The organism is Streptomyces aureocirculatus, assembly GCF_000720475.1.
Lineage (GTDB): Bacteria > Actinomycetota > Actinomycetes > Streptomycetales > Streptomycetaceae > Streptomyces > Streptomyces aureocirculatus.
In genome coordinates this window covers 1-25,462 of the sequence record NZ_JOAP01000064.1, presented here as the reverse complement: position 1 = coordinate 25,462, position 25,462 = coordinate 1, and the positions used below count along the sequence as shown (strand labels likewise).

Below are 25,462 nucleotides of genomic sequence, written 5' to 3'. Positions count from 1 at the left end.
GCACCCCGGTGTCCTGTGCGGGAGTCAGGGCACTGCCCTGTGCGGGAGCCAGCCCGGTGTCCTGTGCGGGAGGCACCCGGGTGTCCTGTGCGGGAGTCTGCCCGATGTCCTGTGCGGGAGGCACGGCAGCACCCTGTGCGGGAGTCTGCCCGGTGTCCTGTGCGGGAGGCACGGCAGCACCCTGTGCGGGAGTCTGCCCGGTGTCCTGTGCCGGAGTCAGGGCACTGCCCTGTGCGGGAGTCTGCCCGGTCTCCTGTGCGGGAGGCACGGCAGCACCCTGTGCGGGAGTCTGCCCGGTGTCCTGCGCCGGAGTCAGGGCACTGCCCTGTGCCGGAGTCAGCCCGGTGTCCTGTACGGGAGTCACGGCAGCGCCCTGTGCCGGAGGCACCGCAGCACCCTGCGCCGGAGGCATCCCGGCGTCCTGCGCCGGAGCCACCCCACCCCCCTGCGCCGGAGGCGCCCCGTCGCGCCCGCTCATGCCCGTACCTCCTCCGCCAGCGTCAGCGCCTCGCGCGCCATCGCCGTCGTGGTGTCCTCGTCCGTCATCAGGAGGGGGATCGCCCGGCACCGGATGCCGGCCGACTCGACGCGTTCGACGGTGGTCGCGTCGACCGTGTCGACGAGCCAGCCGTCGAGGAGGCCGCTGCCGTAGTGCTCGGCGACGGCGGCGGCGGTGGTCTCGACGCCCACGGCGGCGAGGACCTTGTCGGCCATGCCGCGCACGGGCGCGTCGCCGACGATGGGGGAGAGGCCGACGACGGGCACCCCGGCGTCGGCGATGGCCTCGCGGATGCCGGGCACGGCGAGGATCGTGCCGACGCTGACGACGGGGTTGGACGGCGGGAAGAGCACGACGTCCGCGTCGGCGATGGCCTCGAGGACGCCGGGCGCGGGCTTGGCCTGCTCGGCGCCGACGGGCACGATGGCGTGCGCGTCCACGGAGGCCCGCAGCCGCACCCAGTACTCCTGGAAGTGCACGGCCTTGCGCTCGCCGTCGACCTCGACGGCGACATGCGTCTCGACGCGGTCGTCGGACATGGGGATCAGCCGCACACCGGGCTGCCAGCGCTCGCACAGCGCCTCGGTGACGGCACTCAGCGGATAACCGGCCGCGAGCATCTGCGTGCGCACGATGTGCGTGGCGAAGTCCCGGTCGCCGAGCCCGAACCAACCGGGTCCGACGCCGTACGCCGCGAGCTCCTCCTTGACCTTGAAGGTTTCATCGGCCCGCCCCCAGCCCTGGTCCTCGTTGATGCCGCCCCCGAGGGTGTACATCACCGTGTCGAGGTCGGGGCAGACCTTCAGGCCGAACAGGTGGATGTCGTCACCGGTGTTGCCGATGACCGTGATCGCCGCGTCGGGCGCGGCCTTCTTGAGGCCGCGGAGGAAACGGGCGCCGCCGATGCCGCCGGCCAGAACCACAATGCGCATGCGCCCAGCATTGCAGGCGGGTACGACATCGTGTCAGGCGGTCACGGGATCCTGCGGCGCCCGCGCCTCGCAGCGGGCCGTGTGCATCGGCATTTCGGTCAGACCGGGGTAGTACACGTGCAGGCTCACGGCCGGTTCCAGGGCGTCGTTGACGACCTCGTGGACGTACCCGGGCGCGAAGACGCGCTGCGCGCCGGCGTCGAGCGCCCGCGCACCCCGGTCCGTACGCTCCGTCAACTCGCCCTGGAGGACGGTGAGGACGCCGCTGGAGCGCCCGTGGTCGTGCCGCCCGCTGCCCTGGCCCGGCACCCACGACAGGAGCCACACCTCGTAGCCGGGCCCGCTGCGCAGGCGGTGGTACCAGCGGCTGGTGGCGTCGTACTGGACGAGGTGTTCCCACTGGGAGCGGTCGGCCGCGATGGCGCGGGCCAGGCCCGCGAACTCGGCCACGGTGACGGGGTGCTCGCGCGCGGGCTGGAGGAGGTGCGGGACCTCAAGGATGTCGCCGGCGATCTGGAGGTCGCTGTCGCTGTTCATGGTGCGGTGGTTCCTCAACGTGTGAGTGCTGGGGTGTCGCAGGAAAGGGGTGTACGAAGCCCTGGAGGGCCATCGAGGCCCTGCGAGGGGGCGAAGAAGAGGTGCGGCTCAGCAGCCGGAGGCGGGTCGCCTCAACAGCTTGAACAGGCGCACATACAGAGACAGCTACACAGATCGCGCGCGGGGGCAGCACCGGAAGACCCGCCGGGGCGGGTCACGGAAAGCGCCAAGTTCGCGAGCATGCCCACCAGGACAGCGGCTCACCCTCCTGGTGTCAACTCTATGTCCGAAATGTGGACCATGTTTCACCTCATCCGGTTCCCCTGTCCGATGAAAGGTTTGTGCAGCACCTCCCGGGACACAAGCCGCACCATCCGGCGCTCGCGGGCGCGTCAACCGGCGCGTCAACCGGCGCTCGACCGCCGTTGTGATCCTGTGATCCGAATGTGATCCGGTTCGCTTCGGTTTCGTCCGATGCAACGGGAGTGAGTGTCGTGGCGTCCCTGTCATGGAGAGCTCATCCCGGGGCAGGTGCCGGATGGGCCGCCGACGGGTGTCATAGTTTAGGTAGATTTGAACACTTTCCGCAAAGCCTTGGTTCCGCAGAGTGAATAAGGGGCCCAATAGCAGATCTCAGCTTGACTGGCCCGGATCGGCGCACTTGTAATTTCACTCGTGTCGTTCAGCCGAAATCGGTAACGGCAGCATCACGGGGACGCGAAGACAGACGAGGGGCGCACATGACCGAGCTGGTTCAGGAACTGCTGGTCGAGGACGCGGACGAGGAACTCGGCTGGCAGGAGCGCGCACTGTGCGCCCAGACCGACCCCGAGTCCTTCTTTCCCGAGAAGGGCGGCTCCACTCGCGAGGCGAAGAAGGTCTGCCTCGCCTGCGAGGTCCGCTCCGAATGTCTTGAATACGCACTCGCGAACGACGAACGCTTCGGCATCTGGGGCGGTCTTTCGGAGCGTGAACGCCGCCGCCTGAAGAAGGCGGCGGTCTGACCCCCGACCGGCGGACCAGCCGGTCAGAAACCATACGGTCGGCCCGCGAACGCCCACATCCCTCGCAACACCGCACCACGAACAGCCCGTCGCCCAAGGGTTATCCACAGGCGGCGGGCTGTTGTGGTGCCAGCCGTTAGTGTGGGGCCCCGTCCGAGACGCCACACCCTCCTCACGGAGCGCGGGCGTCCACCGCAGTCCAGCGAACCGGGGCCCGTACCTCGATGTCCGTGCACAGCCACCCGGCAGGCCACGAAGGCGCTGCCGCCGGGTTCGACCCGTCCCGCGCGGCCGGGTTCGACTCCGGGAACCCGCCCGAGTTTCCACGGCATGTCGTGACCGCCGTGCTCGTCTCCCACGACGGTGCCCGCTGGCTGCCCGACGCCGTCGCCGGACTCCTCGGCCAGGACCGCCCCGTCCAGAACGCGGTCGCGGCCGACACCGGCAGCGCGGACGACTCCGCACGCCTGCTCACCGAAGCCCTGGGCCAGGACCGCGTGCTGCACCTGGCCCGCCGCTCCGGCTTCGGCACCGCCGTCGGCGAAGCCGTCCGCACGGCGGCCGTGCTCACCCCCGAGGACCTGCCGTACCTCAAGCGTCCCAGCGGCTGGGACCCGGTCAGCCGCAGTTGGCGCGACGAGACGTACGACCTGCCTGAGCTGCCGCACGGCGAGCCCGAGCAGTGGCTGTGGCTCCTTCACGACGACTGCGCGCCCGAGCCAGGCGCCCTCGCCGAACTCCTCCGCGCCGTCGAGAACGAGCGGGAACTCGGCCACGACCCGCAGGACATCGCGATCGTCGGCCCCAAACTCCGCGGCTGGTACGACCGCAGGCAGCTCCTCGAAGTGGGCGTCTCCATCGCCCACTCCGGCCGCCGCTGGACCGGCGTCGACCGGCGCGAGCAGGACCAGGGCCAGCACGACCACGTGCGCCCCGTGCTCTCCGTGTCCACGGCGGGCATGCTGATCCGGCGCGAGGCCTTCGAGCGGCTCGGCGGCTTCGACCGGCGGCTGCCCCTCATGCGCGACGACGTCGACCTGTGCTGGCGCGCGCACGCGGAGGGGTACCGCGTCCTGGTCGCCCCCGGCGCCGTCGTCCGGCACGCCGAGGCCGCCTCGCGCGAGCGCCGCACCGTCGACTGCGTCGGCCGCGCCGCCTCCTCACCGCACCGCGTCGACAAGGCGGGCGCCGCGTACACCCTCCTGGTCAACTCCCGCCCGGCCGTTCTCCCCTGGGTCTTCGTCAGACTCGTCGTCGGCACGGTCCTGCGCACCCTCGCCTACCTCCTCGGCAAGGCCCCAGGACAGGCCCTCGACGAAGTCGCCGGACTCTTCAGCACGTTGCTGCGGCCCGAGCGGATCCTCGCGGGGCGCAAGAAGCGCGGCAGGCCCGCGGTCGACGCGGGCGAGATGCGGCCGCTGTTCCCGCCACCCGGCGCCACCGTCCGCGCCACGGTGGAGCAGATCGCGGGCCACCTCGTCGGTGACTCCGACACCGAGGCGGCCGCCGCGGGCCGGCACGGCGCCGTCGAGTCGGGACCCGGCGGCGACGACGCCGACTTCCTGGAGATCGAGCAGTTCGCCCGCCTGAAGCGCATCGCCCGCAAGCCGGGACCCGTGCTCTTCCTGCTCCTGCTCCTGATCTCCCTCATCGCCTGCCGCGCCCTGCTCGGCGGCGGCGCGCTCGCAGGCGGCGCCCTGCTCCCGGCGCCCGCCGACGCCTCCGCGCTCTGGTCGCGCTATCTGGACGGCTGGCATCCGGTGGGCATCGGAGGCACCGAGGCGGCACCGCCGTACGTGGCGATCGTCGCCTTCCTGTCCTCCCTGCTCCTCGGGTCGACCGGACTGGCCGTCACGGTGCTCCTGGTCGGCTCGGTGCCGCTCGCCGGCATCGCCGCGTACTTCGCGTCCCGGCCGCTCGTCGAGTCCCGGCTGCTGCGCGCGTGGGCATCCGTCGTGTACGCGTTCCTGCCCGCCGCCACGGGCGCGCTCGCGGGCGGGCACATCGGCACCGCCGTCCTCGCCGTCCTGCTGCCGCTCATCGCGCGCGCGGGCGTCGCGGCGAGCGGCCTCGCCGCCCCGGAGGGTGCCCGCGGGAGCTGGCGCGCCACCTGGGCGTACGCGCTGCTCCTGACCGTCACCACCGCCTTCACGCCGATCGTGTGGCCCATCGCCCTGGTCCTCGGCCTCGTTCTGCTCGCGGTGCGGCGCGCCGACATCACCGCGTACGGCCTGCGGGTCCTGGCAGCGCTCGGCACCCCACTGCTGCTCCTCGCGCCCTGGTCGCTCTCCCTGCTGCCCTTCGGCTTCTTCAAGGAGGCGGGACTGGAGTACGGCAAGGGGTCCGCGTCCCCGCTCGATCTGCTCGGTGCCAGCCCCGGCGGCCCCGGCACGGTCAGCGGTCTGCTCCTCGTCGGCATCGTCCTGGCCGCGCTCGGCGCGCTGCTCCGCGGCGAGCGGCAGACGGCGGTGCGCACCGCCTGGGCGGCCGCCCTCGTCGCCCTGCTCTTCGCGGTCCTGTCGAACGGCTCGGTGTGGGCGGGTCCCGCCACGCTCGCGTACGGCATCGCGCTGCTCGCCGCCGCCGCGCTCGGCGCGGACGGCGCCCGCGCGCGCGTGGCCGAGCAGAGCTTCGGCTGGCGGCAGCCGGTGGCCGCGCTCATCGCCCTCGCCGCGGCCGTGGGCCCGCTGGTCGCCGCCGCCGGGTGGATGATCGCCGGTGCCGACGGGCCCCTGGAGCGGCGCGACCCGGTGCAGGTGCCCGCCTTCGTCGCCGAGGAGAGCGGCACCGAGGACCAGGCCCGCACCCTCGTCCTGGACGGCGCCTCGCCCGCCGAGGTGGCGTACACGCTCGTCCGCGGCTCCGGCGTCCGCCTCGGTGACGCCGAGATCGCCGCGGCGGACGGCACCCACCAGCGGCTCGACCGGATCGTCGCCCGCCTCCTCGCGGGCTCCGGCGCCGACCAGGCCGACCAGCTCGGCGGCTACGCGGTGCGCTACGTCCTCGTTCGCGACGGAGCCGCGCGCGGGCTGAGCCGCACCCTCGACGCGACCCCCGGCCTGACCCGGCTCAGCCAGGAGGACGGCAGCGCCCTGTGGCGCGTGGACCGCCAGGTCGCGCGGGCCGCCGTCGTGACGGAGTCCGGCGACCCGGAGCCGGTCGCCGCGGGCCCGGTCGAACTGCACACCTCGCTCCCGGACGGCGAGGAGGGCCGCGTCCTGCGCCTGGCCGACGCGGCCGACGCGGGCTGGACGGCCACCCTGGACGGCCACGCGCTGACCCGCACCACCGTGGACGGCTGGGCCCAGGGCTTCGAGCTGCCCGCGTCCGGCGGCCACCTGGACGTCACGTACGAGCGGTCGGCGGCGCACACGGGCCGGCTGTGGGCGCAGGGCGCGCTCGCCGTGGTCCTGGTGGTCCTCGCCCTGCCGGGGCGGCGCCGCGACGTCGACGACGACCTGCCCGAAGAGCACCTGGTGCCCGCCCAGGCCGTCACGGGCGAGGGCCGCAGGGCCCGCAGGCTGCGCGCCCAGAGCGAACAGGCCGCGCAGGAGGGCCTGCCCGGGGCGCCGGGCGAACCCGATGGGCACGGGGCGCACGGGGGCACCCGTGAGCCCGGCCCGGGCGCCGTCCCGGCCCAGCACACCCCGGCCCAGCACACCCCCGGGCACGAGGCGTGGCAGACCGCGCCGAGGGGCCCCGGCCACGGCACGTACAGCGCCGACCAGGGCCACTTGGGCGGCCAGCCCTACCCGGACGGCCAGCCCTACCGGGAAGGCCAGTACGGCTCCTACGAACAGCCGTACCAAGCCGACCCCTACCAAGCCGACCCCTACCAGGCGGACCCCGGCGACCCCGCGCACAGCGGCCAGTACGACCCGTACGCCTACGGAGGGATGTACGGCGGCGACCAGCGGGGCTACGGCCAGGCGTACGAGGGCCAGGGGTACGGACAGGGCGCCACCGCCGCCCCTGGCGACGCCCCTGCCGCCCCCGGTGACGCCGCCTACGCCCCGGAGACCCCGCCGATGCCGCAGCGGCCCCCGCACGGCACCGACAGCGAGCACCCCGACGGGAGCAGGCAGTGAACCGCAGCACCGTGTCCTTGATCGCCGTCGCGGCGGCCCTCGCCGCCCTCACCGGCTTCGCCTCTGTCACCGGCTCCGAGGACGAAGGCCCCGCGAAGACGGCCAAGCGGCTCCCCGTGGAGCGCACCAGCCTGCTGTGCCCCGAACCCAGCACCTCGGACCTCGCCGAGACGACGTACACGGCCTTCACGCCCGCTTCGGAGGGTGCCGCGGGCGGCGGCTCTGCCGTGCTGCGCCCCGCCCCCAAGGCGCTGACGGACGCGCACCAGGGCGAGGAGGGCAAGGCGAAGGACGTCAAGCCGTTCCTGACCCAGAAGTCACCGGGCAAGCCCGTCACCGCGGAGGAGTCGGGGGCGGACGCGCCCGCGCTCGTCGGCGGCGCCGACGGTGGCCTCGCGCCCGGCTGGTCCGTCCAGCAGACCACGACGGTGAGCGCCGGTGCGGGCCGCGGCCTCCAGGGCGCCCACTGCGTCGCCCCGGACACCGAGTTCTGGTTCCCCGGCACCAGCACCGCCAAGGGCCGCAGCGACTACATCCACCTCACCAACCCGGATGAGGCGGCGGCGGTCGTCGACGTCGAGCTGTACGGCAGTGACGGCGCCATCAAGGCCGACGTCGGCCAGTCCATCCAGATCCAGCCGCACTCCAGCGTCCCTGTGCTGCTCTCCACGCTCGCGGGCAAGCCGTACACCGACGTCACGACGCACGTCGTCGCGCGCAGCGGACGCGTGGCCGCCGCCGTGCACTCCGCGGACGACGAGCTCGGCGGTGACTGGCTGCCCGCCTCCGCCGACCCCGCCCCCCGCCTGGTCCTGCCCGGCATCCCCAAGGACGCCACGTCCGTGCGCCTGGTGGCCTTCGCGCCCGGTGACGCCGACGCCGACCTGAAGATCCAGCTCGCCTCGCCGACGGGCCCGATCACCCCGGCCGGGCACGAGACGCTGCACGTGAAGGCCGGCATGACGGCCGCCGTCGACCTGGGCGACGTCACCAAGGGCGAGGCGGGTTCGCTGCTCCTCACGCCGACCGCCACCGACGAGGAGGCCCCCGTGGTGGCCGCGCTGCGCGTGACCCGCGGCAAGGGCGACAAGCAGGAGACGGCGTTCATCCCCGCGACCGCCCCGGTCGGAGACCGCGCCACCTCGGCCGACAACCGGGCCGAGGGCTCCACGCTCGCCCTCGTCGCCCCCGGGGAGACGGCCCGCGTCAAGGTCACGGCGTCGGCCGGCTCGGAGGCGGGGGAGCCCGTCACGAAGTCGTACACGGTCAAGGGCGGCACGACGCTCGGCGTCGACCCGCCGGTGCCGTCCGGCCTCAAGGGGTCCTACGCCCTCACCCTGGAGCCGGAGTCCGGCGGCCCGGTGCACGCCGCCCGCATGCTGGAGCTGCCCGAGAACGGCATCCCCATGTTCACGGTCCAGACCCTGCCGGACGACAGAGGGACGGTGTCGGTGCCGACGGCGAAACAGGACCTGGGGGTATTGCAGAAGTGAGGTCCGGCCGGGAGGACGGGCGCCGGGCGTGAGGTCCGGTGGGCCGGGCGCCGGGCGTGAGGTCCGGTGGAGCGGGGTGCCGGGCGTGAGGTCCGGCCGGGAAGGCTTCCGCCCTACTCCTCGCCGTACCGCGGATCGACCGACTCCGGCGAGAGCCCGAGCAGCTCCGCCACCTGCTCCACGACCACTTCGTGGACCAGCGCGGCCCGCTCGTCCCGCCCCTTGGTGCGGATCTCGACGGGCCGCCGGTAGATGACCACCCGGGCGGGCCCGCCGTCGGAGGCCGAGATGGTGCCGCCGAGCGGCACGGCGTCGGTCTCCCACCCCTCGTCACCTGCGTCGGCGGCGGCACCTGCGGCACCGGCGTGGTCGGCCGCGGTGGGCGGCACGTCGAGCACCAGGAAGTCGATCTCGCTGAGCTGCGGCCAGCGCCGCTCGAGGCGCTCCACGGAGTCCTGCACCAGGTCCGTGAACGACTCCGCGCGGCTCGCGGAGAGCGGCACCTGGGGAGGCGCGACGGGGCCGCGCATGCCCCTGCCGTGGCGGTCGCGTCGGCGGGGCCTCGGCTCGGTGGGGCGGGGCTGTACGGGGTCTTCCATCACTGGGGAAGCGTAGTCCCCGAGATCGCCCTTTCCGTACGGAGCGTGGCATGTCGCTTCCTGACCATTCCGGCCAAGCTTGGGCTCGATTGTGTATCTCTCCGGGACCGCCGAGCTCGCTCCGATTGGCAGGATTTGCACCATGTAGTGATCACGTCCAACACCGCAGGACCCACTGGCCTCTTGCGTCCACGCAGGTCAGCGAGCGCGCCCAGGGAAGCCCCTGTGTGCGGGATCACAGCACGACACGGGGGAGTGACCCCGGGGAGAGTCGTCGCGGCCCGCTCAAGAGTGCGGTACCGTCCAACGTCGTGAGCCCTGTACGTCGCTGTTCGCGCACCGCTTGCGGCCGTCCCGCCGTCGCGACGCTGACGTACGTCTACGCCGACTCGACCGCGGTCCTCGGCCCCCTAGCCACCTACGCCGAACCCCACTGCTACGACCTGTGCGCCGAGCACTCCGAGCGCCTCACCGCGCCGCGCGGCTGGGAAGTCGTGCGCCTCGCCGACGGCTCAGGACCGGCACGGCCCAGCGGCGACGACCTCGAAGCGCTCGCCAACGCGGTGCGGGAGGCGGCGCGTCCGCAGGAGCGGGCCGCGGAGGCCGGCGGGAGCGGGCCCCGCGGAGCGGACCCGATGGAGGTCGCGCGCCGCGGCCACCTGCGGGTGCTGCGCTCACCGGACAACTGAGGCCACGGCCCTCCCTACGTCTGTACGGCTGTACGTCTGCACGTCCCTTTCGCGCCGGCAGTCACGCGAGTCCCCGCACGGCCCTCCCGTAGCCCCTCTTCACGGGATCTTTTCCGCCAAGGGCGTTGACGCTCATTTGCCGGGCCCACGACGATTTCGCCACCCATGATCGGCGATCGACGATCGACGGATCGTTCAGGGAGGCGCTCGTGTTCGTGCAGGAACTGGAGCCCGTGGCCGACTCGCTCGGCCTGTCCGCACTCGTCGCGACCCTGCCCCTCCTGACCGTCCTGGTCCTCCTCGGCGCCGTCCGCATGAAGGCCCACCGCGCCGGGCTCATCGGCCTCGGCGTCGCCACCGCCGTGGCCTGGCTCGCGTACGGCATGCCGCTCGGCCAGACCGCGTCCAGTGCCGCGCAGGGCGCCGTCTTCGGGCTCTTCCCCATCCTGTGGATCGTCGTCAACGCCCTGTGGGTGTACCGGATGACCGTCCGCACCCGGCACTTCGACATCCTGCGCCGCTCCTTCGGACGACTCTCCGACGACCCGCGCATCCAGGCGCTCGTGATCGCCTTCTGCTTCGGCGCGCTCCTGGAAGCCCTCGCGGGCTTCGGTGCGCCGGTCGCGATCTGCTCGGTGATGCTGGTGGCGCTCGGCTTCGACCCGGTGCGCGCCGCGGTCGTCGCCCTCGTCGCCAACACCGCACCGGTGGCCTTCGGTGCGATGGGCACCCCCGTGGTGACGCTCGCCCAGGTCACAGGGCTGCCGCTGGACACCGTCGCCACCGTCGTGGGCCGCCAGACACCACTGCTCGCCCTCGTCGTGCCGCTGCTCCTTGTCGCCCTGGTGGACGGCGGACGCGGGCTCAGGGAGACCTGGGTGCCCGCCGCGGTGTGCGGACTCGCCTTCGCGGCCGCGCAGTTCGCGGCGTCCAACTACGTCTCCGCGCAACTGGCCGACATCGGCGCCGCCTTGGCGGGCGCGGGGGCGCTCGTCGCGGTGCCGGGCGCCCGCAGGCCCGCCGCCGAGCCGGTGCGCGCCGCGGTCCTCACCGGCGCCCGCAGCGAGGACCTGGACCACGACGACCCGCGCGCGGAAGTGGTGCGCGCCTACACCCCGTACGCCCTCATCGTCGTGATCTTCTCCATCGCCCAGATCCCGCCCGTCAAGGACTTCCTCGCGCGGGCCACGCGCACCTTCGACTGGCCCTTCCTGAACGTCGGCGACCCGGCGGGCGACCCGGTCGGCGGCAACGTCCTCGCGCTGCCGCTGGTGTCCACCGGCGGCACGCTCGTCCTGCTCGCCGGTGTCGGCACGGCGGCCGTACTCGGCGTCCACGCGCGCGTGGCGGTGCGGGAGTGGGTGGCGACCGTGCACGAGCTGCGGTTCGCGATCCTCACCGTGACCAGCGTCCTGGCGCTCGCGTACGTGATGAACCTGTCAGGCCAGGCCGCCACCATCGGGCACTTCGTGGCCGACGCGGGCTCCGGCCTCGCCTTCCTGTCACCGGTGCTCGGCTGGTTCGGCGTCGCCGTCACCGGTTCCGACACCTCGGCCAACGCCCTGTTCGGCTCCCTCCAGGTGACCGCCGCCGAGCAGTCGGGGCTCTCGCCCGAGCTGCTCGCCGCCGCCAACAGCTCGGGCGGTGTCCTCGGAAAGATGATCTCCCCGCAGAACCTGACCATCGCCTGCGCGGCCGTCGGGCTCGCCGGCAAGGAGGGTGACCTGCTGCGCAAGGTGCTGCCCTGGAGCATCGGGCTGCTCCTGGTGATGTGCCTCGTCGTCCTCGGCCAGAGCACGGCGGTGCTCGGGTGGATGCTGCCCTGATTCCGCTTCCGTTCCGGTGTTCCGGGTAGTTTGTTGCCACCGACGAGGGCTTGCCGAGCTCCCAGAACCTTGCAGAGAGGGTTGGCCGTGACTGCTGATCTGTCCCAGCTCGTGAAGGCGTACGACGTGCGCGGGGTGGTCCCGGACCAGTGGGACGAGTCGCTCGCGGAGCTGTTCGGCGCCGCCTTCGTCCGGGTGACGGACGCCCGGGCGATCGTCGTCGGGCACGACATGCGGCCCTCGTCGCCCGGCCTGTCCCGCGCCTTCGCGCGCGGCGCGGCCGCCCTCGGCGCCGACGTCACGGAGATCGGCCTCTGCTCCACGGACCAGCTCTACTACGCCTCCGGCGCGCTGAACCTGCCGGGCGCCATGTTCACGGCGTCGCACAACCCCGCCCAGTACAACGGCATCAAGATGTGCCGCGCGGGCGCCGCCCCGGTCGGCCAGGACACCGGCCTCGCGGACATCCGCGCCCTGGTGGAGCGCTGGTCCGACGAGGGCGCCCCCGAGCCCGCGGCGACCCCCGGCACGCTGACGAGCCGCGACACCCTCAAGGACTACGCGGCGCATCTGCGGGGCCTGGTGGACCTCACCGCCATCCGCCCCCTGAAGGTCGTCGTCGACGCGGGCAACGGCATGGGCGGGCACACCGTCCCCACCGTCTTCGAGGGCCTGCCCCTCACCCTCGTACCGATGTACTTCGAGCTCGACGGCACCTTCCCCAACCACGAGGCCAACCCGCTCGACCCCGCCAACATCGTCGACCTCCAGGAGCGCGTGCGCGCCGAGGGCGCCGACCTCGGCATCGCCTTCGACGGCGACGCGGACCGCTGCTTCGTCGTCGACGGGGACGGCGCCCCGGTCTCCCCGTCCGCGATCACCGCCCTGGTCGCCGCCCGCGAGCTCGCCAAGCACGGCGGCTCGGGCACCGTCATCCACAACCTGATCACCTCCTGGACGGTCCCCGAGGTCGTCCGCGAGAACGGCGGCACGCCCGTGCGCACGCGCGTGGGCCACTCCTTCATCAAGGAGGAGATGGCCAAGACGGGCGCCATCTTCGGCGGCGAGCACTCCGCGCACTACTACTTCCGGGACTTCTGGAACGCGGACACGGGCATGCTGGCCGCGCTGCACGTGCTCGCGGCGCTCGGCGGCCAGGAAGGACCGCTGTCCGGCCTCGTCGAGCAGTACGACCGCTACGCGGGCTCCGGTGAGATCAACTCCACGGTGGACGACCAGACGGCCCGCCTCGCCGCCATCAGGACCGCGTACGAGACCCAGGACGGCGTCACCATCGACGAACTGGACGGCCTGACCGTCACCGCCGCCGACTGGTGGTTCAACGTCCGCGCCTCCAACACCGAGCCCCTCCTCCGCCTCAACGTGGAGGCCCGCGACGAACCCACGATGCACCGCGTACGCGACGAGGCCTTGAAAATCATCAGGGGCTGAACCAACTGTCTGCTCCGCTCGCGCGGCCCAGCCTCCCCCAAGCCCGCCCCCGCCCCCCAGCGGTACCCTGACCAGGCCACACCCCCCACCCGCGACCACCCCGAAGGGACCCGCACATGCCGCTCGAAGCCGGCCTCCTGGAGATCCTCGCCTGCCCGGCCTGCCACGCCCCCCTCAAGGAGACGGACACCGAGCTGATCTGCACGGCCGAGGGCACCGAGTGCGGCCTGGCCTACCCGGTCCGCGACGACATCCCCGTCCTCCTGGTCGACGAGGCCCGCCGCCCCGGGTGACGAGCTGAAAGGGGCACCCCGGACAGTGGCCGGGGACCACACCCTCAGGACGACCGCGTACGACCACCACATCGCCCTCATGCCGCGTACCGCGATCGGAGACTGAGCCCATGCTCGACGAGTCGCTCCTTGATGCCCCCGAAGCCCTGGCCCGAGCCGACCTGCACGATCTGTTGCGCGGCGCCGCCGAAGCAGGCGCCCGCGTACGGACCGCGGTACGGCACGCCACGGAGTCCGGCCTCACGGAGCTCAAGCCCGACGGCCGCCCCCGCGCCGTCCTGGTCGCGGGCCCCGGCACCGCGGCCACCGGCGTCGCCGACCTGATCGGCGCCCTCGCGGGCACCGGCTGCCCGGTCGTCCGGCTCGCCCCCACCGGCGTCGCCCCGGCCGCGGGAGCCCTGCGCTGGGCGCTGCCCGGCTGGGCAGGGCCCGTGGACCTGCTGTTCCTCGTCACCCCTGACGGCACGGAACCGGGGCTCACGCTCCTCGCCGAGCAGGCCTACCGCCGCGGCGGCACCGTCGTCGCGGTCGCACCGGCCCGCTCCCCCCTGGCCGAGAGCGTCGCGGGAGCGCACGGCCTCGCGGTCCCGATGGCGGTGGCGCCGGGCGTGGCGGCGTACGGAGCGGCGACACCGTACGGCGAGGCGGACAGCCGCCTCCTCGCCCGTGACGACGCCGCGGCCCCCGCCCACGGAGACCCCATGTCCCCGCAGGGCCCCGCGACCCCGCAGGGCCCCGTCACGGTGGGCGCGGCCCATAGCGTGCCGGACGAGAGCGGCCCCCTGACCTTCCCGCACAACGACCCGCCGGAGGCGCCCGCGGCCGCCCCCGGCACCCTGTGGGCGCTGCTCACCCCGCTGCTCGTCCTCCTCGACCGCACCGGCCTGATCGCCGCCCCCGCGGACACGCTGCAGAAGGTCGCCGACCGCCTGGACGCCGCCGCCGAGCGCTGCGGCCCCGCCATCGCGACGTACAGCAACCCCGCGAAGACCCTCGCCGCCGAGCTCGCCGACTCGCTGCCGCTGATCTGGACCGAGGGCCACGGCGCGGGCATGGCGGGCCGCCGCTTCGTCGCCGCACTCGCCGAGCTCGCGGGGCACCCCGCGCTCACCGCGGAGCTGCCCGAGGCACTGCCGGCGCACGCCACGCTGCTCGCGGGCGGCCCGACGGGCGCCGCAGACAGCGACGACTTCTTCCGCGACCGCGTCGACGAGGCGCCCCTGCTGCGCCCCCGTGCGGTCCTGCTCCGGGAACAGCCCGCCGACCTCGGCGGGCTGACCGCGGCCCCCGCGGCCCGCGAGCTCGTCCACAGCCACGACGTCGCGCTCAGCGAGCTGGAACCGGCGGAGGGCAGCGACCTGGAACGCCTCGCCGAACTGATCGCCATCACGGATTTCGCTGCCGTTTACCTGGCGCTAGCCACCGGAGACGGATCATGACCGTGACACCGCCGCCGCCGGGCGGCACCGGGGCACGCCACGCGACGGCGCCGCGCCGCTCGGCCCGCACGCCGTCGGGCCACCAGTGCTCCGGTTCCGGTACGGGTACGGGTACGGGTACGGGTACGGGTGCTAGTACGGGTACGGGTACGAGAGCAAGTGCGGGTACGTATGCGGGTGCGAGTACGGGTACTGGTACGGGCACGCGCCCCGCGACCGGCCTCGGCACGGCCACCGGCCTCGGCACGGCCTCCGGCACCGGCACCGGCACCGGCACGGCCACCGGCCTCGGCACGGCCATCGGCCTCGGCACGGCCACCGGCACCGGCACCGGCACGGCCTCCGGCACCGGCGTAGGCACCGCCACCGCTACCGGCGTGGGCACCGCCACCGGCCCCGGCGCGGCACCCCCCGTCCCGCGCCCGACCCCGCTCCCGCGCATGCGGCAGCACCCGCGCACCCGCACCCCGCGCACCCGCACGTATCCGTAAGGGAGACCCTCTCCGTGGACCGCCTCACCAACACCGTCCGCCCCTATGCCTGGGGCTCCACCACCGCCATCCCGGAGCTCCTCGGCACCGAGCCGACCGGCGAGCCGCAGGCCGAGATGTGGATGGGCGCCCACCCGGGCGCACCCTCGCGCACCGAGCGCGGCCCGCTCAACGAGGTGATCGACGAGGACCCGGCGCGCGAACTGGGTCCGCGCGCCGTCGCCAAGTTCGGCCCGCGCCTCCCGTTCCTCCTGAAGCTCCTCGCCGCGGGCGCCCCGCTCTCCCTCCAGGTGCACCCCAACCGCGAGGAGGCGGCGGACGGATACGAGGACGAGCAGCGCCGCGGCGTCCCCATCGACGCCCCGCACCGCAACTACAAGGACGCCAACCACAAGCCCGAACTGATCTGCGCGCTCACGCCCTTCGACGGACTGTGCGGCTTCCGCGCCCCCGACGACGCCGCCGACCTGCTCTCGGGCCTCGGCGTCGACTCCCTCGTACCGTACGTCGACCTGCTGCACGCCAAGCCCGAAGAGGGCGCGCTGCGCGAGGTCCTGACGGCCGTGCTCACCGCAGACCCCGACGACATGGCGAAGACGGTCGCCGCGGCCGCGGCCGCCGCCGAGCGCATCGGCGGCGTCTACGCCCCGTACGCCGCCATCGCCCGCGACTACCCGGGCGACCCCGGCGTCATCGCAGCCATGCTCCTCAACCACGTCCGGCTGCAGCCCGGCGAGGCCCTGTACCTCGGCGCCGGCGTCCCGCACGCCTACCTCGCAGGCCTCGGCGTGGAGATCATGGCCAACTCGGACAACGTGCTGCGCTGCGGCCTGACGCCCAAGCACGTCGACGTACCCGAACTCCTGCGCATCGTCCGCTTCGAGGCCACCGACCCCGGCGTCCTGCGCCCGGCGGTGACATCGGCCGCCGCCGCGGCGGGCACCCGGGACGGCGAGGAGGTCTACGACACGCCGACCGACGAGTTCCGCCTCTCCCGCTTCGTCCTGGCCGAGGGCGCCGCCCACGACCTCACCGCCGACACCCCGCAGATCCTGCTCTGCACCGCGGGCACGGCACGCGCAGGCGACATCGCCCTGTCGCCCGGACAGTCCGTGTTCGTCCCCGCGGGTGAAAAGGCCGAACTGTCCGGCACCGGCACGGTTTTCCGCGCCACTGTGGTGGCCTGACCCACCACACGCGCCCCGTGCTGCAACAATGACCCACCGCAAAGGCCGGGCAAAGCGGTGCCGAGCCGCGCGCAGCGGGTACTAGCGCGCAACGGGTACTGGCGCGCAACGGGTACTGGCGCGCAACGAGCAGTCGCGCGCAACGAGTAGTAATAAACGCAGGCGAAGGGAATTCGGGCACACATGAGTGCGTCAGGCGGAACAAAGGCGATCGTGGCGGCACTCGCCGCCAACCTCGCGATCGCGGTGGCGAAGTTCGTGGCGTTCCTCTTCAGTGGCTCGTCGTCGATGCTCGCCGAGAGCGTGCACTCGCTCGCCGACTCCGGCAACCAGGGGCTGCTGCTCGTCGGCGGCAAGAAGGCACAGCGCGAGGCGACCCCGCAACACCCCTTCGGCTACGGCCGCGAGCGCTACATCTACGCGTTCCTGGTCTCCATCGTGCTGTTCTCTGTCGGCGGCATGTTCGCCATCTACGAGGGCTACGAGAAGATCAAGCACCCGCACGAGATCGAGCACTGGTACTGGCCGGTCGGCGTCCTGATCTTCGCGATCATCGCGGAGTCGTTCTCCTTCCGTACGGCCATCAAGGAGTCCAACGCCGTGCGCGGCAAGCTCTCCTGGACGCAGTTCGTCCGCCGGGCCAAGGCGCCCGAGCTGCCGGTCGTGCTCCTGGAGGACCTCGGCGCGCTCGTCGGTCTGGTCCTCGCGCTCGGCGGCGTCAGCCTCGCGCTGGCCACCGGCGACGGCGTCTGGGACGGCATCGGCACGCTGTGCATCGGTATCCTGCTCATCCTCATCGCGGTCATCCTCGCCGCCGAGACCAAGTCGCTGCTCCTCGGCGAGTCCGCGGGCACCGAAGAGGTCGCCAAGATCGAGCAGGCACTCGTCGACGGCGACGCCGTCACCGGCGTGATCCACATGCGTACGCTCCACCTCGGCCCCGAGGAACTCCTCGTCGCCGCCAAGATCGCCGTCCAGCACGACGACACGGCCCGGGAGATCTCCGACGCCATCAACGCCGCGGAGGTCCGCATCCGCGAGGCGGTCCCCATCGCCCGCGTCATCTACCTCGAGCCGGACATTTACAACGAGGCAGCAGCAGCGGCAGGCACCAACCCGTCAAAAACCCCCGGCGTCCCACCGAGCGACAACCACTAGAACCGCCCGGCTCCCCGCTGTGGGCAACTGGTCCGCCAAGGGCGAGGGGGGTACCTCCCTGCTGAGCGGAGCCGAGAGCTTGGGGGAGGGTGGGCAGGGCCCCGGCGCCGGGCAACTGTGATGTGCACGTGACGAAGGGCCCCGCACCAGACAGGTGCGGGGCCCTTCGCATGGACGGTAAGCCCGCAGACCTCACCGAACCTCGCGCAAGACCTCCAGCACAGCCCCCGCATCCGGCGCAGCCCCAAGCCGCCCCCGGAACCCGGGGTCCACCAACTTCCGCGAAAGCATCGCGAGGATCCGCAGATGCTCATCCCCCGCGGCAGCCTCCGGCACGGAGATCATGAAGATCAGCTTGGCCTTCGTACCGTCGAGCGACCCCCATTCGACGCCCTCGGCGGACCGTGCGAACCCCACCACAGGGGCGGTCACCGCGTCCGTCTTGGCGTGCGGGATCGCGATCTCCTCGCCGAGGCCGGTGGTGCCCTGTGCCTCGCGCCGTAGCGCGGTCCGCACCAACTCCTCGACGTCGGCGACCTTGCCGGTCCGCGCGAGCAGCCCCGCCATGTCCCGGATCGCGGCCTCCTTCTCGTCGGCCGCGAGCCGCACCTCGACGGTCCGCTCGGTCAGATACCCGGACAGGACCTCGTCACCGGAAGCCGCCGCGTCAGCCGAGGGCTCCGCGGACACGGGGGCCGAAGGGGCGGGCTCCGCGGGCGCGGGGGCCGAGAAAGCGGGGGCGGCGGGGGACTTCTGCGGCTCCGGCGCCGAAGGGGCGGGAGCCGAACGGGCGGGAGCCGAACGGGCGGGCGCGGCAGGGGACCTCGCGGGCGAGCCCGCCCCCGAGGCCACGCCACCGCCCGCGACGGCCGCCCCGGCCCCGGTGGGCACCGGCTCGCCCCCACCCAGCTCGGCCCCACCCGGGCCGCCGGGCCCGCCGACCAGCGGCGCACCACGCCGCCGCCGCTCGCTGATGTCCACCAGCGTGACCGTCATGAGCGCGGTGACCACACTCCCGACAGCCACCGCCACGAAGAACATCGGCACCCCACCAACCGCCCCGAGCACCGCGACGATCGGCCCCCCGTGCGGCACCGCATCCTTCACGCTCGCCAGACCGGCGACCGCGCCTGCCACCGCCCCGCCGAGCATGTTCGCCGGAATGACCTGCGCGGGCCGCGCCGCCGCGAACGGAATCGCACCCTCCGAAATCCCGAACAAGCCCATGAACAAGGCCGCGAGACCCGTCTCCCGCTCCTGCTCGCTGTAGTGCCGCTTGCGGATCAGCGTGGCAAGGCCCTGGCCGAGCGGCATCACGGGAATCGCGGCCGCGCACATGCCCATGACGGTCTGGTTGCCGGTCGCGATCAGCCCCGCGCCGAACAGGAACGCCGTCTTGTTGACCGGCCCGCCCATGTCGAACGCGATCATCAGCCCCAGAATCGCCCCGAGCAGAATCGCGCTGGTGCCGGTCATCCCGCCGAGCCAGTCCGTCAGATGCTCGAAGACCCACGAGATCGGCCTGCCGATGACGTAGATGAAGAAGAGGCCGAGCGCGCTCGTCGCCAGGATCGGGATCACGATGATCGGCATGATCGGCCGGACGAACTTCGGGACCTCGACCTTCTTGATCCACAGCACCAGATAACCGGCGAGGAACCCGGTCACGATCGCCCCGATGAAGCCCGCCCCCGCCTTCGAGTCGTACAGCTCACCGGTGTTGGCGATCCACCCGCCGATCATGCCCGGGACCAGCGCGGGCCGGTCCCCGATCGCGTACGCGATGTACCCCGACAGGATCGGCACCATCAGCGTGAACCCGATGACACCGATCTCGTTCACATGCATCCAGAACGAGTCGTCAGGGATGACGAGCCCGCCCTTGGGATCGGTGTGCCCGCCGAGCGACAGCGAGATCGCGATCAGCAGACCACCGACCACGACGAACGGAATCATGTACGAGACGCCGTTCATCAGCGCCTTGTACGCGACACTCCGCTCCCGACCGCTACCCGCACCGGTGCCCGCGCCCGCACCGGCGCCCGCACTCCCGCCACCGGCCGCCGACTGCGTCCCGCCGCCCCTGGTCCCTCCCCCGGCACCGCCGCCGTGCACCGGCGCGCTCTGCACCCGCTCGATCAGCCGCTCCGGATGGCTGATGCCCTCGGAGACCCCGACGGACAGCACCCGCTTGCCCGCGAACCTGGCCAGGTCGACGTCCTTGTCAGCGGCGACGATGACGCCGTCGGCGCTTCTGACATCGTTGTCAGTCAGGACATTCTCGGCCCCGATGGAGCCCTGTGTCTCCACCTTCATCTCGACGCCACGGTCATCGGCGGCCTGCTGGAGCTTCTCCGCCGCCATGTACGTGTGGGCGATGCCGGTCGGGCAGGCGGTCACCGCCAGCAGCTTCAGCCGCTTCCGCCCACTGGAGCCCCCGCCGTTCGAAGGGGTGGCCGGACTGGTCACGTGGATCTCCTCACACCTTGGCCGAACACGATCGCGCGTATGTTCACGACCTCCAGGCATCCTGCAACAGACGCGGACAGCTTCCAAAGCGCAAAGATTCCGGTCCAGGACGGTCTCCTGACCTTTGCGCCGACCTCGATCCGCCCCACTCCCCGCCGGGGTGGGCTGGGGCTCACTGGGCCAATCGGTGTAGATTCGTGACAGTGCCAGACGTCGCTGCTGATGGCGGTCGGGCGGTTCGTTCCTGAACCGGCCGAGGGAGAGAGGGCCTCCGACGGACTGCACTGCGTGCGCCGGTGCTGCTCTGTGCCCCGACGCCGCAGGTCAGCCATGCCCACCCTCGATCTACCACGAGGAGCAGCTCTTAATGACTGCCGTCAACGGCCAAGACTTCAAGGTCGCCGATCTTTCCCTCGCCGACTTCGGCCGCAAGGAGATCACCCTCGCCGAGCACGAGATGCCCGGCCTGATGGCGATCCGCAAGGAATTCGCCGCCAGCCAGCCGCTGGCCGGCGCCCGCATCATGGGCTCGCTGCACATGACCGTGCAGACCGCCGTCCTCATCGAGACCCTCATCGCCCTCGGCGCCGAGGTCCGCTGGGTCTCCTGCAACATCTTCTCGACCCAGGACCACGCCGCCGCGGCCATCGCCGTCGGCCCGAACGGCACCCCGGACGACCCCCAGGGCATCCCGGTCTTCGCCTGGAAGGGCGAGACCCTGGAGGAGTACTGGTGGTGCACCGAGCAGGCCCTGACCTGGCCGAACTCGCCCACCGGCGGCCCGAACATGATCCTGGACGACGGCGGCGACGCCACCATGCTCGTCCACCTGGGTGTCCAGTACGAGAAGGACGGCAAGGTTCCCGCCGTCGAGACCGCCGAGAACGACGAGCACCGCGTCATCCTCCAGGTCCTGCACCGCACGCTGGCCGAGAACCCGCAGAAGTGGACCCAGGTCTCCTCGGAGATCCGTGGTGTCACCGAGGAGACCACGACCGGCGTCCACCGTCTGTACGAGATGCAGCGCGACGGCACCCTCCTGTTCCCGGCGATCAACGTCAACGACGCCGTCACCAAGTCGAAGTTCGACAACAAGTACGGCTGCCGCCACTCGCTGGTCGACGGCATCAACCGCGCCACCGACGTCCTCATCGGCGGCAAGACCGCCGTCATCTGCGGCTACGGCGACGTGGGCAAGGGCTGCGCGGAGTCCCTGCGCGGCCAGGGCGCCCGCGTGATCGTCACCGAGATCGACCCGATCTGCGCCCTGCAGGCGGCGATGGACGGCTACCAGGTCACCACGCTCGACGAGGTCGTCGAGACGGCCGACATCTTCATCACCACGACCGGCAACAAGGACATCATCATGGCCTCGGACATGGCCAAGATGAAGCACCAGGCGATCGTGGGCAACATCGGCCACTTCGACAACGAGATCGACATGGCCGGCCTCGCCGCCATCCCCGGCATCGTCAAGGACGAGGTCAAGCCGCAGGTCCACACCTGGAAGTTCCCCGAGGGCAAGGTCCTCATCGTCCTGTCCGAGGGCCGCCTCCTGAACCTGGGCAACGCCACCGGTCACCCGTCCTTCGTGATGTCCAACTCCTTCGCGGACCAGACGCTGGCCCAGATCGAGCTGTTCACCAAGCAGGACGAGTACCCGATCGGTGTCTACGTGCTGCCCAAGCACCTCGACGAGAAGGTCGCCCGCCTGCACCTGGACGCCCTCGGCGTGAAGCTGACGACGCTCCGCCCGGAGCAGGCTTCGTACATCGGCGTCGAGGTCGACGGCCCGTACAAGCCGGACCACTACCGCTACTGATCCGACAGCGGCACCGGCAACGGTGACGAATCCGTCGCTCCGGCAACGGTGACCGTCGCTCCGGCGGCGGTGAACTCGTCACTCCGGCAGCGGTGACGGACCCGTCCGTCCGTCACCGTCGCCGGCTCCCGGTCAGGGAGCTGCCGACCGCCCGGCAGCACGCTCCAGCAGGCCCTCGCCCACCTCGGCGGGGGCCTGCCTCCGTAGCGGCCCCGGCTCCGGTGAGCCCTACGCCACGTCCCCCGACAAGGACCACGCACCATGCCCCGCGGCCGATATTCGCTTCACGATCCGCACGATCACACCCCCCTTGGTGAAGAACACTTCCAGTGCGCCCCCGGACCCTCCGGCTGGCGCTATGTCGCCAGGCGCACCACCCCCTCGGGCGATCACCAGGGCTCCATCGATCTGGCCCTCGACGAGCTCGGCCGCCCCCTCCGTCTCGAACTGCACGCCGGCGACTGGCAGGTGCGCGCGGCCGCCCTCGACGGCGTGACCTGGGTCCGCACCGACGCCTCCGGCGCACACGCCACCGAGAACAGCGCCCCCGCCCACGCGTTCACCGGCATGTCCCCCGCCTTCCTCGTCGCCACGGCACGGCTGCTGCGGCTCGCCCCCGCTTCCCCCGCGACCCGCGTACGCCTGGTCGCCTTCACGGACCCGGTCCTCGCCCCCCGCACTCTCGACCAGTCCTGGGCCCTGCTGAAGAGAGAAGCACACGCCACTGACAACGGCCCTCTGACCGTGGACGAATACCAGGTCACAGCCCTGGACACGGGGGAGCAGCACGCCGTCCACCTCACCGGCGACGTCGTCCTCGCGGCCCCCGGCATCGAGCTGGAGAACCTCGAGTCACCACCGTCGGTCTTCGCCTGACGCACGCCGCGGCGGGACTGGCCGGACAGGCCCTAGGCGGGCGGCACGAATCCCGTCGCGGGGCGGGCGGGGGACTCGGGTGCTTGAGGTGCTTGCGGCGTTGCAGGTGCGGGAGGCTGCGGGGACGCGGGGGGCGTCCGAGGCGGAGTGGGCGCCGACACGGGGGCGTCGGGACCGGGCGGGACCCCGAAAGCGCTCGTGGGGCCGGGAACCCCCGTGGAGCCGGGAACCCCCGTGGGTCCGGCAGTGGCCGAGAAGTCGGAACCGGCCGTGAGGCCGGGCGCGCCTGCGGCGCCGAACGCCCGCCGTGCCTCGCGGGCCTGTCGTTCCTGCACGACCGCGGCGAGGAAGGCCGCCGGGGGCACGCCCTCCGGCGCCGGGGCCCCGGTCCGTGCCACCAGGTCGCTCGCGAGTCGCTCCGCCATCGCCCAGCCGACCTGGGGATCCAACTGCCCCATCCGTGTCAGGTACTGGCGTACGGCCAGCCACAGCGCGTCCGGGACCGCGGACAGGTCCAGTTCGGTGAACCGCCCCACCAGCCACGGCGGCGGCGCGGGCACGTGCTCGGTCCGGCTCGTCGGCACCCGTTCCCGAACGACGAGCGTCCCCGCGAACACGTCCCCGAGCCGTCGCCCGCGCGCCGACACCAGCGACGCGATGCAGGCGACGACCCCGAACGTCAGCAGGATCTCGACGACCCCGACGGCCCCGCGCACCAGTGCGTGCCGGAAGCGGATCGGCCCGCCGTCGTCCCGCACCACCCGCAGCCCGCACGCAAGCTTCCCGAGCGAACGCCCCTGGCTGAGCGTCTCCACCGCGATCGGCACACCTACGAGGACCAGGACGAACGTCGACACCGCGATCGCCGCGACGGCCGCGTCGTCGAGCGATCCCGCCGCGGCAAGGAGGCCGAGCGTCACGGCCAGGTAGGCCGACCAGGCGACGACCATGTCGATGAGCACGGCAAGGGCACGGCTCGGCAGCTTCGCGGGACGCAGCTCGAGCGCCACCGCCTCGCCTGTCACCAGATCGTTCACGCCCGCCGCCCATCCTCATAGCCACCCTGGAACCGCCAGTCTGCCAAGCTGACTATGGATCGTGCCCAAAGTGACCACGGATCGCGTCATCGCGGCAGCAGTACGAGAAGCAGCAGTACGAGAAGTCGAGAAGCAGCAGTACGAGAAGCCGAGGAGCAGCCAACCCGATGGACCTCGACGTCTTCGTGTCCGCCCACCGGGCCGAATGGGACCGTCTCGACGCCCTGCTGCGCCGCCAGCGCCGCCTCACCGGAACGGAGGCCGACGAACTGGTCGCCCTCTACCAGCGCACGGCCACGCATCTCTCGCTGATCCAGTCCAGCGCCCCGGACCCACAGCTCACCGGGCGGCTCACACAACTGGTGGCACGCGCGCGTAGCGCCGTGACGGGAACGCGCCGTGCCTCTTGGAGAGACGCGACACGCTTCCTGACGCACGGTTTCCCCGCGGCGGTCTACCGCTCCCGTCACTGGTGGGTGCCGACGGCCCTGCTGTCCGCGGTCCTTGCCGCCGTGCTCGGCTGGTGGATAGGCACGCACCCGGAAGTCCAGTCCTCCATAGCGGCCCCCTCCGAACTGCGTGATCTCACCCGCCCCGGGGGCGAGTACGAGACGTACTACTCCAGCAATCCGGCCGCGTCGTTCGCCGCCCAGGTATGGACGAACAACGCTCAGGCGGCGGCGATGTGCCTTGTCCTGGGCGCCTTCCTCTGCTTCCCGGTCATCTGGATCCTCTTCCAGAACATGCTGAACCTCGGCGTCGGCATCGGCCTGATGTCCTCCGCGGGCCGCCTGGACACCTTCCTGGGGCTCGTCCTTCCGCACGGCCTCCTGGAGCTGACCGCGGTCTTCGTAGCGGCCGGTACGGGTCTGCGCCTCGGCTGGACCGTCATAGATCCGGGCCCGCGCACGCGGCGCACGGCGATGGCCGAAGAGGGCCGCGCCGCTCTGGGCATGGCGGTCGGGCTGGCCCTCGTCCTGCTGATCTCCGGGGCCATCGAAGGCTTCGTGACCCCCTCGGGCCTGCCCACCTGGGCCCGCATCGGCATCGGCGTCACGGCCGAGCTGGCATTCCTCGCGTACGTCTACGTCCTCGGGGGCAGGGCCGCACGCGCCGGTGAGACCGGCGACGTCGACGAGTCCGAGCGCAGCGCCACGGTCCCCACCGCCGCGTGATGTGCGCACGCCGCCTCTGACCTGCTAGTCTCCTCGTCGCCCCAGAAAAGTCGTTGACACGACGGATCTGGGGAGGTAGATTCGAACAGTTGCCTAGAGCTGGACAGCTCCAGCGGCGGCAGTTAATATCTGCCTGCTTCTTGAATTGCATCAATTGAGAAGCCACTCCCGATCACTCGGAAAGTTGAGCCGGTCAGACCGGCCGAAAACTTCTGATAAAGTCGGAACCGCCGAAAGGCAAAGGCCCTCCAACGGCCACTGGAAATGAAATCCGAACCGGGAACGGAACGGAAAACAGATCTGGTAGAGTTGGAAACGCAAGAACAAAAGAAACACCGAAGGGAAGCGCCCGGAGGAAAGCCTGAGAGAGTCTCTCGGGTGAGTACAAAGGAAGCG

General features: G+C 72.2%; 19 protein-coding genes. 14 read left to right on the top strand and 5 right to left on the bottom strand.

The genetic code is table 11. From position 1 onward, the window contains the following. Positions 1–474 precede the first annotated feature (474 nt). Both cofD and IG78_RS0136930 read right to left on the bottom strand, forming a co-directional pair. The gene (cofD, locus tag IG78_RS0136935; protein ID WP_030572627.1) at positions 475–1,431 is read right to left on the bottom strand and encodes a 2-phospho-L-lactate transferase; all 957 of its coding nucleotides are present in this window, start codon (positions 1,429–1,431) and stop codon (positions 475–477) included. 33 nt (positions 1,432–1,464) lie between these two features. Beyond that, positions 1,465–1,968 carry a cysteine dioxygenase gene (locus IG78_RS0136930; RefSeq protein WP_030572626.1) on the bottom strand — a complete coding sequence of 168 codons (504 nt, stop codon included), beginning with the start codon at positions 1,966–1,968 and terminating at the stop codon, positions 1,465–1,467. 740 nt (positions 1,969–2,708) lie between these two features. On the opposite strand from IG78_RS0136930, the gene IG78_RS0136925 reads away from it, so the two are divergent. From IG78_RS0136925 to IG78_RS0136915, 3 genes are all read left to right on the top strand, one after another. Further along, the gene (locus IG78_RS0136925; RefSeq protein ID WP_016642094.1) at positions 2,709–2,972 is read left to right on the top strand and encodes a WhiB family transcriptional regulator; all 264 of its coding nucleotides are present in this window, start codon (positions 2,709–2,711) and stop codon (positions 2,970–2,972) included. Positions 2,973–3,196: 224 nt separating this feature from the next. Further along, positions 3,197–7,060: a glycosyltransferase family 2 protein gene (locus IG78_RS0136920; protein WP_030572623.1), complete on the top strand. Its 3,864-nt coding sequence runs from the start codon at positions 3,197–3,199 to the stop codon at positions 7,058–7,060. Then, positions 7,057–8,553: a DUF5719 family protein gene (locus tag IG78_RS0136915; protein ID WP_030572619.1), complete on the top strand. Its 1,497-nt coding sequence runs from the start codon at positions 7,057–7,059 to the stop codon at positions 8,551–8,553. Before IG78_RS0136920 ends, IG78_RS0136915 begins: the two co-directional genes overlap by 4 nt. Before the next feature lie 113 nt (positions 8,554–8,666). Here the strand turns inward: IG78_RS0136915 and IG78_RS0136910 are convergent, their stop codons facing one another. Further along, the gene (locus IG78_RS0136910; RefSeq protein WP_030572617.1) at positions 8,667–9,152 is read right to left on the bottom strand and encodes a metallopeptidase family protein; all 486 of its coding nucleotides are present in this window, start codon (positions 9,150–9,152) and stop codon (positions 8,667–8,669) included. 311 nt (positions 9,153–9,463) lie between these two features. Here IG78_RS0136910 and IG78_RS0136905 point away from each other — a divergent pair, with 311 nt between their 5' ends. The 8 genes from IG78_RS0136905 (at position 9,464) to IG78_RS0136865 (ending at position 17,687) form a co-directional block, all read left to right on the top strand. Further along, positions 9,464–9,841, top strand: a complete 378-nt coding sequence (locus tag IG78_RS0136905) for a DUF3499 domain-containing protein (protein WP_030572613.1) — start codon at positions 9,464–9,466, stop codon at positions 9,839–9,841. 209 nt (positions 9,842–10,050) lie between these two features. Continuing rightward, positions 10,051–11,667, top strand: a complete 1,617-nt coding sequence (locus tag IG78_RS0136900) for an L-lactate permease (protein WP_030572610.1) — start codon at positions 10,051–10,053, stop codon at positions 11,665–11,667. Positions 11,668–11,754: 87 nt separating this feature from the next. After that, on the top strand, positions 11,755–13,119 hold the full coding sequence (locus IG78_RS0136895; RefSeq protein WP_030572607.1) for a phosphomannomutase/phosphoglucomutase: 1,365 nt from the start codon (positions 11,755–11,757) through the stop codon (positions 13,117–13,119). Between the two features lie 116 nt (positions 13,120–13,235). Continuing rightward, on the top strand, positions 13,236–13,412 hold the full coding sequence (locus IG78_RS46855; protein WP_078965873.1) for a Trm112 family protein: 177 nt from the start codon (positions 13,236–13,238) through the stop codon (positions 13,410–13,412). A 110-nt stretch (positions 13,413–13,522) separates the two neighbouring features. Beyond that, positions 13,523–14,851, top strand: a complete 1,329-nt coding sequence (locus IG78_RS0136880; protein ID WP_030572604.1) for an SIS domain-containing protein — start codon at positions 13,523–13,525, stop codon at positions 14,849–14,851. After that, the gene (locus IG78_RS49760) at positions 14,848–15,342 is read left to right on the top strand and encodes a hypothetical protein (protein ID WP_030572601.1); all 495 of its coding nucleotides are present in this window, start codon (positions 14,848–14,850) and stop codon (positions 15,340–15,342) included. The genes IG78_RS0136880 and IG78_RS49760 overlap by 4 nt, the downstream gene beginning before the upstream one ends. A gap of 14 nt (positions 15,343–15,356) precedes the next feature. Further along, positions 15,357–16,529, top strand: a complete 1,173-nt coding sequence (gene manA, locus IG78_RS0136870; RefSeq protein ID WP_030572597.1) for a mannose-6-phosphate isomerase, class I — start codon at positions 15,357–15,359, stop codon at positions 16,527–16,529. 183 nt (positions 16,530–16,712) lie between these two features. Beyond that, positions 16,713–17,687: a cation diffusion facilitator family transporter gene (locus IG78_RS0136865; RefSeq protein ID WP_030572594.1), complete on the top strand. Its 975-nt coding sequence runs from the start codon at positions 16,713–16,715 to the stop codon at positions 17,685–17,687. Between the two features lie 192 nt (positions 17,688–17,879). Here the strand turns inward: IG78_RS0136865 and IG78_RS0136860 are convergent, their stop codons facing one another. Then, a complete protein-coding gene (locus IG78_RS0136860; RefSeq protein WP_030572591.1) occupies positions 17,880–20,156 on the bottom strand; it encodes a fructose-specific PTS transporter subunit EIIC in 2,277 nt (758 codons plus the stop codon). Between the two features lie 367 nt (positions 20,157–20,523). Here IG78_RS0136860 and ahcY point away from each other — a divergent pair, with 367 nt between their 5' ends. Both ahcY and IG78_RS0136850 read left to right on the top strand, forming a co-directional pair. Beyond that, the gene (ahcY, locus tag IG78_RS0136855) at positions 20,524–21,978 is read left to right on the top strand and encodes an adenosylhomocysteinase (protein WP_030572588.1); all 1,455 of its coding nucleotides are present in this window, start codon (positions 20,524–20,526) and stop codon (positions 21,976–21,978) included. Positions 21,979–22,239: 261 nt separating this feature from the next. Then, positions 22,240–22,854 carry a hypothetical protein gene (locus IG78_RS0136850; protein ID WP_030572585.1) on the top strand — a complete coding sequence of 205 codons (615 nt, stop codon included), beginning with the start codon at positions 22,240–22,242 and terminating at the stop codon, positions 22,852–22,854. A 32-nt stretch (positions 22,855–22,886) separates the two neighbouring features. Here IG78_RS0136850 and IG78_RS0136845 read toward each other — a convergent pair whose 3' ends face one another. After that, positions 22,887–23,891 (bottom strand): RDD family protein, encoded by a 1,005-nt coding sequence (locus IG78_RS0136845; protein WP_030572582.1) that lies wholly within the window; start codon positions 23,889–23,891, stop codon positions 22,887–22,889. Positions 23,892–24,058: 167 nt separating this feature from the next. Here IG78_RS0136845 and IG78_RS0136840 point away from each other — a divergent pair, with 167 nt between their 5' ends. Beyond that, entirely contained in the window at positions 24,059–25,066 is a 1,008-nt protein-coding gene (locus IG78_RS0136840) for a stage II sporulation protein M (RefSeq protein WP_030572579.1), read from the top strand. Positions 25,067–25,462 lie beyond the last annotated feature (396 nt).

Bases quoted from the DNA above. Each gene is read 5' to 3' on its own strand.
- cofD (WP_030572627.1), bottom strand. From the start codon at position 1,431: ATGCGCATTGTGGTTCTGGCCGGCGGCATCGGCGGCGCCCGTTTCCTC.
- IG78_RS0136930 (WP_030572626.1), bottom strand. From the start codon at position 1,968: ATGAACAGCGACAGCGACCTCCAGATCGCCGGCGACATCCTTGAGGTC.
- IG78_RS0136925 (WP_016642094.1), top strand. From the start codon at position 2,709: ATGACCGAGCTGGTTCAGGAACTGCTGGTCGAGGACGCGGACGAGGAA.
- IG78_RS0136920 (WP_030572623.1), top strand. From the start codon at position 3,197: ATGTCCGTGCACAGCCACCCGGCAGGCCACGAAGGCGCTGCCGCCGGG.
- IG78_RS0136910 (WP_030572617.1), bottom strand. From the start codon at position 9,152: ATGGAAGACCCCGTACAGCCCCGCCCCACCGAGCCGAGGCCCCGCCGA.
- IG78_RS46855 (WP_078965873.1), top strand. From the start codon at position 13,236: ATGCCGCTCGAAGCCGGCCTCCTGGAGATCCTCGCCTGCCCGGCCTGC.
- IG78_RS0136880 (WP_030572604.1), top strand. From the start codon at position 13,523: ATGCTCGACGAGTCGCTCCTTGATGCCCCCGAAGCCCTGGCCCGAGCC.
- IG78_RS49760 (WP_030572601.1), top strand. From the start codon at position 14,848: ATGACCGTGACACCGCCGCCGCCGGGCGGCACCGGGGCACGCCACGCG.
- IG78_RS0136865 (WP_030572594.1), top strand. From the start codon at position 16,713: ATGAGTGCGTCAGGCGGAACAAAGGCGATCGTGGCGGCACTCGCCGCC.
- ahcY (WP_030572588.1), top strand. From the start codon at position 20,524: ATGACTGCCGTCAACGGCCAAGACTTCAAGGTCGCCGATCTTTCCCTC.
- IG78_RS0136850 (WP_030572585.1), top strand. From the start codon at position 22,240: ATGCCCCGCGGCCGATATTCGCTTCACGATCCGCACGATCACACCCCC.
- IG78_RS0136840 (WP_030572579.1), top strand. From the start codon at position 24,059: ATGGACCTCGACGTCTTCGTGTCCGCCCACCGGGCCGAATGGGACCGT.